This is a genomic window from Bailinhaonella thermotolerans (assembly GCF_003594875.1).
GTDB lineage: Bacteria > Actinomycetota > Actinomycetes > Streptosporangiales > Streptosporangiaceae > Bailinhaonella > Bailinhaonella thermotolerans.
On the sequence record NZ_QZEY01000038.1, the window covers coordinates 1 to 11,929 of the forward strand.

Below are 11,929 nucleotides of genomic sequence, written 5' to 3' on the forward strand. Positions count from 1 at the left end.
CGGACCCGCCCCCAACCGCGACAACAACGCCGCCAGCGCCGCCCGCACCACCATGAACACGCTGGCCCTGTGGTCTCGGGCCAGGGCCCCGAGGGCGCGGTGCAGGTCGGGGTCCACGTCGAAGTGCACGTCGCCGCCGCGGTGGGACGACTCGGCCGGGCGCTGCCGGTCAGTGGGGAGCGGCAGCTCCTCCGGGAGCCCGTCGAGGGCCCGCTTCCAGAACGCGATCTGACGGCTGATCAGGCTGTCCGGGTCGTCCTCCGACCCGAGCAGGTCCCGCTGCCACACGGCGAAGTCGGCGTACTGCGTCGGCAGCGGCGTCCAGGACGGCTCGCGCCCGCCCAGCCGGTCGGCGTACGCCGTCACCAGGTCCCGGGCGAGCACGCCGAGGGACCAGCGGTCGCAGGCGATGTGGTGCATGACCAGCAGCAGCACGTGCTCACCCGGCCCCACCGCGAACAGCGAGGCCCGCAGCGGCGGCTCCACGGTGACATCGAACCCGCGCGCGAACGCCGCGGCGATCAGCCCGGGCAGCTCGGCCTCGGTCGCCGGGTGCACGTCGAGGACGGGCCGCGCCCGCTCCGGGTCCAGGACGAGCTGCCGCGGCGACCCGTCCGCCTCCGGGTAGACCGTCCGCAGGGGCTCGTGCCGTACGGCCACGTCGGCGAGCGCGGCCCGCAGCGCCCCGGCGTCCAGTTCCCCGCGCAGCCGCAGCGCGATCGGCACGTTGTAGACCGGCGACGCCGGGTCGAACCGGTTCAGGAACCACAGCCGCCGCTGCGCGTGCGACAGCGGCACGACCTCGCCCCGGTCCTGGGCCACGAGCGCGGCCCGCGCGGTGCCCGCGGCCTCGGCCACCCGGGCGGCCAGCCCGGCGACGGTCGGGGCCTCGAACAGCGCGCGCACCGGCAGCTCGACGCCGAACGCCGACCGCACCCGCGACACCAGCCGGGTCGCGATGATCGAGTCGCCGCCCAGCTCGAAGAACGAGTCGTCCACGCCGACCCGCTCCACCCCGAGGGCGGCGGCGAACAGGCCGCAAAGGATCTCCTCCTGCACGGTCCGGGGGGCGCGCCCGGCCTCCGCGGCGACGTCGGGGACGGGCAGCGCGTCGCGGTCCAGCTTGCCGTTCGGGGTGGCCGGGAGCGCGTCGAGCACGACCACCGCCGACGGCACCATGTACTCCGGCAGCGACTCGCCCGCGAACCGCCGCACCTCGGCCGGGTCCACGTCGCCGACGACGTACGCCACCAGGCGCCTGTCGCCGGGCCGGTCCTCGCGGACGATCACCACGACGTGGGCGACCCGCTCGTGCCGCCCGATCGCGGCCTCGACCTCGCCGGGCTCGATGCGGAACCCGCGGATCTTGACCTGGTGGTCGGCGCGGCCGAGGAACTCCAGGGCCCCGTCCTCGCGCCACCGCGCCAGGTCCCCGGTGCGGTACATCCGCTCGCCGGGAGGGCCGAACGGGCACGCCACGAACCGCTCCGCCGTCAGCCCCGGACGACCGAGGTAGCCGCGCGCGAGCCCCGCCCCCGCGGCGTACAGCTCGCCCGGCACCCCGGCGGGGACCGGCCGCAGGTTCCGGTCCAGGACGTACGCCCGCATGTTGGCCATCGGCCCGCCGATCGGCACCCGCCCGCGCTCCAGGTCGGCGCCGGTCACCACGCGGGAGGAGGCGTACGTGGTGGTCTCGGTGGGACCGTACCCGTTGATCAGCACCGTGTCCGGGCACGCCGCGCGGACCCGCGCCAGGGCGGCCGGGGAGGCGGCGTCGCCCCCGGTGACCAGCGCGCGCAGCCCGGCGAACGCCTCGGGACGCTCCTCGGCGACCAGGTTGAACAGGGCCGTGGTCACGATCGAGGCGGTCACCCGGTGCTCGCGCAGCACCCGGGCCAGCTCGTCCACGTCGGGCGTGCCGGGCGGCGCCACGACCAGGCAGCCGCCGGTGAGCAGCGGCGTCCACAGCTCGTAGGTCGAGGCGTCGAACGCGTGCGGCGAGTGGAACAGCGTGCGCTCGTGCGCGATCGGGTCCCAGCGCGGGTCGAACACCATGTCCACGACGCCGCGATGGGTGAGCACGACCCCCTTGGGCGTGCCGGTGGAGCCCGAGGTGTACATCACGGCCGCGGTCTGGTCCGGGTGGATCGGGACCGCCGGATCGTGGTCCTCGCCGGGCACGTCGCCGACGAGCACGACCTCGGCCCCGTGCGCGAACCACCGGCCGGACATCGCCGCGTCCACGAGCAGCACCGGGGCCTTCGTGTCGGCCATGACCCACGACATGCGCTCGGGCGGGTGGCTGTGGTGGATCGGCACGTAGCAACCGCCGGTCTTCACGATCGCCAGCGTCGCCACCACCTGCTCCACCGACCGCTCCATCAGCACCGCGACCGGCGTCTCCGCCCCCACCCCCAACCCGATCAGCCGATGCGCCAGCCGGTTCACCCGCGCGTTCAACTCCCCGTACGTCAGCGACACCCCGTCCGCCACCACCGCGGGCGCCTCCGGCGCGAGCCGTACCCGCTCCTCGAAGAGCGCGGGCAGGGAGCCGACCGGGCGGTGGGACGCGGTGGCGTTCCACTCCTCCAGCACGCGGGCGCGCTCGGCGGGGGCGAGCACGTCCAGGCGGGCGACCGGGAGCCCCGGGTCGTCGGCGAACGCCGCGAGCAGGCCGGTCAGCCGGTCGGCCAGGGCCAGGGCCTCGTCGCGGGTGTACACGTCGGGCCGGTGGTCCAGCCGGAGCACGGGGTGGTCGCCGGGCATCACGACCAGGACGAGGGGGTAGTGCGTGGCGTCGAAGCCCTCCGCGCCCGTCACCCGCACCCCGTCGAGGGACACGCCCATGCCGGAGGGGTCGAGCGGGTAGTTCTCCAGCACCATCATCGAGTCGAACGCGACGCCGTCCCCGCCGATCCGGTGCAGGTCGGCCAGGCCCAGGTGGTGGTGCGGGATGAGGTCGGCCTGCTCGTCCTGGACCCGCTCCAGCAGCTCGCCGACCGTCTCGCCGGGCGCGAGCCGCACCCGGACCGGGACGGTGTTGATGAACAGGCCGATCATGTTCTCGACGCCGGGCAGCTCGGGCGGGCGGCCGGACACGACCGAGCCGAACACCACGTCGTCGCGCCCGGTCAGCCGGGACAGCAGCACGCCCCAGGCCACCTGGAGCACGGTGTTGACCGTGACCCCGTGCCGCCGCGCCAGCCGCGCCACGCGGGACATCAGGCGGGTGTCCAGCGGCAGGTCCAGCCGCTCCGGCGGCACCGGCGGCCGGTCCGCCACGCGCGGCGCGAGCAGCGTGGGCTCCTCCAGCCCGGCCAGCGCGGCCCGCCACGCCGCCTCGGCCGCGTCCCGGTCCTGCCGCGCCAGCCAGGCCAGATACGCCTTGTACGGCGGGGCGGGCGGCAGCCCGGAGTCGTCGCCCTTGAGCGCGTAGAGCGCGAACAGCTCGGTCGCCAGCAGCGGCAGCGACCAGCCGTCGAGGAGGATGTGGTGGTTGGTGACGAGCAGCCGGTGCCGGTCGGGCGCGAGCCGTACCAGCGTGAACCGGATCAGCGGGGGGCGCGCCAGGTCGAAGCGGCGGGCGCGCTCGGCGGCGGCCTGCTCGCGCGGGTCGGTCCCGGGGGCGGCGTCGATCTCGCGCCAGGGGAGTTCGACCGCGCGGGGGATGACCTGGACGGGCTGGCTGACGTCCTCGTGCCAGAACGCCGCGCGCAGGTTGGGGTGGCGGCGCAGCAGGGTCTCGGCGGCGGCCCGGAGCGCGGGGACGTCGAGCGGCCCCTCAAGGTCGAGGGAGAGCTGGGAGGTGTAGACGTCGCGCTCGTCGAACAGCGCGTGGAAGAACAGCCCCTGCTGGAGCGAGGAGAGCGGCAGGATGTCCTCGATGCCGTTCTCGCCGTCGGTGTGCTGGGAGTCCATCGGCTACTTCCTCCATGCGGCCTGGAGCCGGTCGATCTCGTCCTGCGGGAGCGCGACCATCAGGTCCGACGGGGTGAACCCGCCGCCCTCGTGCCTGGTCAGGCCCTCGAGCGCGCGGACCCAGGCGGCGGTCAGCGCCCGCACCTCGTCCTCGGTCAGCAGTTCGCCCGCCCACCGCACGGTCACGGCCAGCTCGGGTCCCCGCTCCCGGGTGTAGGCGGTGGCGTTGATCTCGATGACGTGCGCGAGCGGGATGCTCCCGGCCGACGGGCCGCCGGCGGGCACGGCCCCGGCGGACAGCCGCCACTCCCCCGCCTCCGGGGCGACCCGGCCCAGGTAGTTGAACAGGATCTGCGGCGCCGGCAGCTCGGCCAGCTCCTTGGCCGTCGCGGGGTTGAGGTACCGCAGCAGGCCGTGGCCGAGGCCGTCGCCGGGCACGCTCCGGAGCTGCTCCTTGACCCGTTTGATCGCCTCGCCCGCCGCCGGCCCGCCCCCGGTCAGCCGGGCCCAGTCGAGCGGGCCCGCGTCCAGCCGCACCGGGTGCAGGGAGGTGAACCAGCCGACCGTGCGCGACAGGTCCAGGGCCTCGCCCCGGCCGTGGCCCTCCAGGTTCACCAGGACCGACGTGCCCCGCCCGCCGCGCGTCCTCCGCCAGTGGGCGACGGCGGCGGCCAGGCCGGTCAGCAGCACGTCCTCGGCGGTGGCGTGGAACGCGGCGGGGACCTCGCCGATCAGCGGCCCGGCGGTCTCCGGGGGGATCGTCAGCGTCAGCTCCCGCTGGGTCGCGCGCACGTCGACCGCCGGGTCCAGGCGGCGCGCGCCGAGGGGCTTGTCGGGGCCGTCCACCAGGTCGATCCAGGCGTCCAGCTCGGCCGCGCGCCTGGGCGTCAGGGCCTCGGCGGCCAGGTGCTCGGCCCAGGTCCGGAGCGACACGGGGACCGGGGCGAGCGGTTCCCCGGCCAGCGCGGCCACCAGGTCCGCCAGCAGGATCCGCCACGACACCGCGTCCACGGCCAGGTGGTGCAGGCAGAAGATCACCCGGTCCGGTTCGCCGGCGCCGGCCCCGGCCTCCAGCCAGACGACCTCGGCCAGCCGCCCGCTCGCCGGGTCCAGCCGGGCGGCGGCGGCCCGGGCCTCCTCGGCGACGCTCGCCTCCGGGTCCCCGCCGAGGGCGGCCCGCCGTACGGCGGACGCGGCGTCGACCGCGCCGGGGGGCAGGACCTCCAGGGCCCAGTCCGGGGACAGCCGCATGCGGAGCGCGTCGTGGTGGTCGAGGACCGTCCGCAGGGCGCGGGTGAGCGCGGCCGGGTCCAGCCCCGGCGGGGCCTCGGCCACGAGCGTCTGGCTGAACGAGGCGAACGCGCTCGCCGGGGCGCCCGGCTCCCGCAGCCAGTGCATGATCGGCGTGAGCGGGACCGGCCCGACCCCCGCCCCGGCGGCCTCGGGCTCGGGGGCGCGGGCCGTGCGCGCGACCGCGGCCAGCGCCTCGACGGTCTGGTGCAGGAACACGTCGCGCGGGGAGATCGTCAGCCCGGCCCGGCCGGCCCGGGAGACGAGCTGGATCGCCAGGATGCTGTCGCCGCCCAGGTCGATGAAGCGGTCGTCGATCCCGACCCGGGCGAGCCCCAGGACCTCGGCGAACACGGCGCACAGGGCCTCCTCTTCCGCGTCGCGCGGCTCGCGCGAGGCGGCGGAGGCGGCGAACTCGGGGGCGGGCAGCGCCTTGCGGTCGAGCTTGCCCGCCACGCTCAGCGGGAACTCCGGCAGGCGGACGAACGCGGCCGGGACCATGTGCTCCGGCAGCGCCGCCGCGGCGACCTCGCGCAGCTCGGCGGGGTCCGCGTCGCCGGTGACGTAGGCGACGAGCCGGCCGTCGCGCGCCGTCACGGCGACCTGCCCGGCCCTCGGGTGGCGGGCCAGGACGGCCTCGACCTCGCCCGGCTCGACGCGGTGGCCGCGCAGCTTGACCTGGAAGTCCACCCGGCCCAGGTATTCGAGCACGCCGTCCCCGCGCCACCGGGCCAGGTCGCCGGTGCGGTACATCCGCTCGCCCGGCCCGCCGTAGGGGCAGGCGACGAACCGCTCGGCGGTGAGGCCGGGGCGGTTCAGATAGCCGCGGGCGAGCTGGACCCCGGCGAGGTACAGCTCCCCGGGCACGCCGGGGGGCACCGGCCGCAGGCAGGCGTCCAGGACGTACGCGCGCACGTTCCAGGTGGGGACGCCGATGGGGACGGTGACCGCGTCCGTGCCCGGGACGTGCTCCCAGTACGTCACGTCCACGGTGGCCTCGGTCGGGCCGTACTGGTTGCGCACGGGGACGCCGAGGACGCGCCGCGCCTGGTCGGCCAGTTCCACCGGCAGCGCCTCGCCGATGCTGTAGACCCGCTCCAGCGACGGGCAGCGCGCGGCCTCGGGCTCGGCGACGAACGCGGCCAGCATCGACGGCACGAACACGGCGGTCGTGACCCGCTGCTCCCGGATGAGCCGGGCCAGGTAGCGCGGGTCCTTGTGGCCGTCCGGCTCGGCGATGACCAGGGTCGCGCCGGCCTGGAGCGGCCAGAAGAACTCGGGCACCGACACGTCGAACCCGGCCGGGGTCTTCTGGACCACGCGGTCGGCGGGGGTCAGCGGCTGCTCGCCCTGGATCCACGCCTGCCGGTTCGCGATCGCCCGGTGGGAGACCACGACCCCCTTGGGGCGGCCGGTCGAGCCTGAGGTGTAGATCACGTAGGCGGGGTTGTCCGGCGACAGCCGTACGCCCGGGTCCGTCGCCTCGTAGCCGGAGACGTCGGTGGCGGCCAGCCACTCCGGGGTGATCACCGCGACGGGGCGGGCGTCGTCGAGCATCGCCTCGACGCGCTCGCGCGGGTGGTCCGGGTCGATCGGCAGGTAGGCCGCGCCCGACTTCACCACGGCGTACATGGCGACCACCAGGTCCAGCGAGCGCGGCAGCGCCAGCGCGACCACCCGCTCCGGGCCCGCGCCCAGCGTCCGCAGGTGCCGCGCCAGCCGGTTCGCCCGCGCGTTCAGCTCGCCGTACGTCATGGTCTCGTCCCGGAAGACCAGCGCGGTGGCGTCCGGCGTCCGCGCGGCCCGCGCCTCGAACAGCCGCGGGAGGGTGGTCTCCGGTACGGCTCGCGCGGTGGCGTTCCAGTCGTCCAGGACGCGCCGCCGCTCCTCGCCCGCGAGCGGGTCGAGCCGCCCGACCAGGGTCTGCGGCCGGTCCAGCAGGGCGCCGAGCAGCCCGGTCAGCCGGTCGAGGATCCGCTCCGCCTCCGCCTGGGGGAAGACGTCGGGGCGGTGGTCGAGCCGCAGCAGCAGCCGCTCCCCCGGGACGGCGTACAGCGTCAGCGGGTAGTGCGTGGAGTCGTCGCCGTCCACCCCCGTCAGGCGCAGCCCGCCCGCCTCGGCCGACAGGTCGGCCGGGTCCAGGGGGTAGTTCTCCAGCAGGATCATGGTGTCGAAGAGCAGCCCCGTTCCGGCCACCTTGTGGATCTCCGCCAGCGCCAGGTGGTGGTGCGGCATCAGCTCGGCCTGTTCGCGCTGGAGCCGGGTGAGCAGGTCGCCCAGGGTCTCGGCGGGGTCCAGCCGCAGCCGCACCGGCAGCGTGTTGATGAACAGGCCGATCATGTTCTCGACCCCGGGCAGCTCCGGGGGCCGGCCCGACACGGTCGCGCCGAACACCACGTCGCCACGCCCGGTCAGATGCGCCAGCAGCAGCCCCCACGCGGCCTGCACCAGCGTGTTCAGCGTCAGCCCGCGCCGCCGGGCCAGCGCCGTGAGCGCGGCGGTCCGCTCGGCGTCCAGCCGCGCGACCACGCGTCCCGGCAGCACCGGTGGCAGCCCGGCGACCCGCGGCGCGACCAGCGTGGGCTCCTCGATCCCGGCCAGCGCCTCCCGCCACGCCGTGTGCGCCGCCTCGCGGTCCTGCCGCTTGAGCCAGGCCAGGTAGTTCTTGTACGGCGTCACGCGCGGCAGCCCGGCGTCGTCGCCGTCGCGCAGGTACAGCGTGAACAGCTCGGTCGCCAGCAGCGGCGTGGACCAGCCGTCGAGCAGGATGTGATGGTTCGTGAAGACCAGCCGATGCCGCTCCGGGCCCAGCCGGACCAGCAGGAACCGCAGCAGCGGGGCCCTGGCCATGTCGAACCGGCGCACGCGTTCGGCGCGCACGAGCCGGGCGGCCTCGGCCTCGTCGGCGGCGTCGGCCTCGTGCCAGGGCAGGTCCACCCGGCGGTGGATCACCTGGACCGGGTCGCCCTGCTTGCGCTGCCGGAACGAGGCGCGCAGGTTGGCGTGCCTGCGGAGCAGCGTCGCGGCGGCGGCCCGGAGCGCGGCCGCGTCGAGCGGGCCGTCGAGGTCCAGCACGAGCTGCGCGGTGTAGACGTCGGTCCCCGCGCCCAGCTCGAAGATCGCGTGGAAGAACAGGCCCTGCTGCAGCGGCGACAGCGGCAGGATGTCCTCAAGCTGGGACTGGGGCTGGGTCACTCGTCGCTCCATTCCGCGTCGAGCTCGGCCGCGAGCTCGTCGATCTCGTCCTGGCTCAGCTCCACGATCAGGTCCGAGGGCGTGAACGCGCCGCCGCCGTGCGCGGCCAGCCCGCGCAGCGCCGCGAACCAGTGCCCGGCCAGCTCCCGCACCCGCTCCTCGGCGAACAGCCCGCCCGGCCAGGACCAGGTCGCGGACAGTTCGGGCCCGCCGGCGAGGTCGCGGGTGACGACGTTGACCTCCAGGCTGTGCGGCGCGGGCAGCGCGGGGTCCTGCCCCGGCGCGATAGCCCCGAACTCCGGCGCCGGGGACCAGTCGCCCTGCCCGGCCTCGGCGCGGCCCAGGTAGTTGAAGGCGAGTTCGGGGGCGGGATGGGCGGCCAGCCGGTCCCGGGTCTCCGCGTTGAGGTGCCGCAGCAGGCCGTACCCGAGACCGTTGCCGGGGACGGCCCTGAGCTGCTCCTTCACGCGCTTGATCACGTCGGCGGCCGAGGGCCCTCCGGCGCGCAGGTCGTCCCAGTCGAACGGCCCGGCGTCGAGCCGTACCGGGGCGATCGTGGTGAACCAGCCGACCGTCCGGGAGACGTCCAGGCCGGGGAAGACGTCCTCGCGGCCGTGCCCCTCCAGGTCCACGAGGACGCCGGACTCCCCGGACCAGTGCGTGACGGCGGCGGCCAGGGCGGCGAGCAGGACGTCGTTGACCCGCCCGTGGAACCGGGCCGGCACCTCGCCCAGCAGCGGCCGCGTGACCTCGGCGGGCAGGCTCAGCGTCACGCTCCGCTGGGTGCCGAACGTGTCCGTCCCCGGATCGCGGGGCCGTGCGGCGGGCAGCGGCGGGGCGTCGCGCAGGGTCTCGGCCCAGTGGTCCAGCTCGGCGGCGCGCTCGGGAGATGCGGCCTCCTCGGCCAGCCGCCTGGCCCACGTCCGGAACGAGGTGGGGACCGGTCCGGGGGCCGCGCCGTGGAGGGCCGCCACCAGGTCGGGCAGCAGGATCCGCCAGGACACCCCGTCCACGGCGAGGTGGTGGGCCACGGCCAGGAGCCGCCCGGAGGTGTCAGGTCCGGCGTCGAACCACACGAGCTGGAGCATCACCCCGGCCTCGGGATCGAGGCGGTCCCGGGCCGCCGCCGACTGCTCGGCGATCAGCGCCTCCAGGTCACCGTCCCCGACCTCGACCCGGCGGACCAGCCCCGCGGCCTCGACCGCGCCAGGTGGGCGGACCTCCAGCGCCCAGCCCGGGCCCAGCCGGGCGCGCAACAGGTCGTGATGGTCCAGCACCGTCTGGAGGGCGCCGGTGAGGGCGTCGGCGGTCAGGTCCGGGGGGACCTGGAGGAGGAGGCTCTGGCTGAAGGTCCGGATCGGGCCGCCCAGGTCGCGGAGCCAGTGCATGACCGGGGTCAGCGGCACCTCGCCCACACCCGCGCCCGCCTCCTCGGCCGGCAGTTCGCGCGACTCCTGCGCGACGGTGGCCAGGGCCTCGACGGTCTGGTGGGTGAAGACGTCCTTCGGCGTGATGATCAGCCCGGCCTGGCGGGCGCGGGAGACCAGTTGGATGGCGATGATCGAGTCGCCGCCCAGGTCGAAGAACCCGTCCTCGACACCGACGCGCTCCAGGCCGAGCACCTCGGCGAAGAGGGTGGCGAGGACCGCCTCCCGCTCCGTGTCCGGTCCCCGGTCGGTCACGGCGGCGGAGAAGTCCGGCGCCGGCAGAGCGCGGCGGTCGAGCTTGCCGTTCACCGTCAACGGCAACGCCTCCAACGGCACCACCGCGGCCGGGACCATGTAATCCGGCAACCACTCCCCCGCGAACGCCCGCAAGCCCGCCGGATCAGCGTCACCGACGACGTAGGCGATCAACCGGTCGTCCCGCACGACCACCGCCGCATCCGCGACCCGCTCGTGCCGGGACAGGACCGCCTCGACCTCACCCGGCTCGATCCGGAACCCCCGCAACTGCACCTGCAGATCCGCCCGGCCCACATACTCCAACCGGCCATCGGCCCGCCACCGGCCCAGATCCCCGGTCCGATACATCCGCTCCCCCGGCAGGAACGGACACGCCACGAACCGCTCCGCCGTCAACCCCGGACGATTCAGATACCCCCGCGCCAGCCCCGCCCCCGCCACATACAACTCCCCGACCACCCCGGGCGGGACCGGGCACAACGCCTCGTCCAGGACGTACACCCGCAGGTCCGGAATACCCGCCCCGATCAGACTCCCCCGACCGGAAGCGGCCGTCACCTCGTCCAACGCCACATACGACACATGCACCGTCGTCTCGGTGATCCCGTACATGTTCACCAGCACCGGCGCGTCATCCGCATGACGCGAATACCAATCACCCAGCCGCGCCGGCTCCAGCGCCTCACCACCGAAGATCACAAAACGCAGGCCCAGCCGCGCCCCCAGCCCCGGATCCTCCCGATCCGCCCCCACCAACCCATAGAACGCCGACGGCGTCTGATTCAGCACCGTCACCCGCTCCCGGACCAGCAACTCCAAGAACTCACCCGGCGACCGCGACACCCCGAACGGCACCACCACCAACCGCCCGCCGTACAACAACGCCCCCCACAACTCCCACACCGAGAAATCGAACGCGTAGGAGTGGAACAACGTCCACGTGTCGCCGGGGCCGAAGGCGAACCAGGGTTCGGTGGAGCGGAGCAGGCGCACGACGTTCCGGTGCGGGACCACGACACCCTTCGGCCGGCCCGTCGAGCCGGAGGTGTAGATGACGTACGCCGGATGGTCGGGCGAGAGGGGGACCAGGCGGTCGGCGGCGGTGAGGTTCTGGCCGGTGTACGCGCCGAGGGCGGCCTCGTCCAGGGTCTCGGGCGTGACGGTCAGCACCGGCTTCGCGTCGTCGATCATGTACGCGACGCGGTCGGCCGGGTAGTCCGGGTCGATCGGCAGGTACGCCGCCCCCGCCTTCAGCACCGCCAGCACCGCCACCACCAGATCCGCCGAGCGCGGCAGCGCCAGGGCGACGAACCGCTCCGGGCCCGCGCCGCAGGCCAGCAGGTGCCGGGCCAGGCGGTTGGCCTCCACGTTGAGCTGGGCGTACGTCATCTCCGCGCCGTCGTCCACCACGGCCACGGCGTCCGGGGTGCGGGCGGCCCGCTCCTCGAACAGCGCGACGATCGTCGCGGGCGGCGGCTCCGCGCCCTCCCCGGCCCAGCGGGTGAGGACGAGGTCGCGTTCGGCGGGGTCCAGGACGGGGATGCGCGACAGCCGTACGGAGGGGTCGGCGGCGACCGCGCGCAGCAGCCGCTCGAAGCGCTCGCCGATCGCGCGGGCGGTCGCGGCGTCGAACAGGTCGGCGGCGTACTCGACGGTTCCGGCCAGCCCGCCGTCCGGGGCGTCCTGGAGGGTGAACTGGAGGTCGAACTTGGCGGTCCCGGCGGTGAGGGGTTCGACGGCGACGCCGAACCCGTCCATCTCCAGCTCGGCCGGGGGGTTGTTCTGGAAGGCGAGCATGACCTGGAACAGCGGATGCCGCGCCATCGACCGCGCCGGCGCCA

At 75.2% G+C, this 11,929-nt stretch carries 3 protein-coding genes; all 3 read right to left on the reverse strand.

Going from position 1 to position 11,929, the window contains the following annotated elements:
* On the reverse strand, positions 1-3,918 hold a 3,918-nt coding region (locus tag D5H75_RS40390), incomplete at its 3' end, for a non-ribosomal peptide synthetase (RefSeq protein ID WP_119931929.1).
* A 3-nt stretch (positions 3,919-3,921) separates the two neighbouring features.
* Positions 3,922-8,403: an amino acid adenylation domain-containing protein gene (locus tag D5H75_RS40395; protein WP_242454798.1), complete on the reverse strand. Its 4,482-nt coding sequence runs from the start codon at positions 8,401-8,403 to the stop codon at positions 3,922-3,924.
* A partial coding sequence (locus D5H75_RS40400; protein WP_119931931.1) for a non-ribosomal peptide synthetase occupies positions 8,400-11,929 on the reverse strand: 3,530 nt, incomplete at its 5' end. The genes D5H75_RS40400 and D5H75_RS40395, both read right to left, overlap by 4 nt.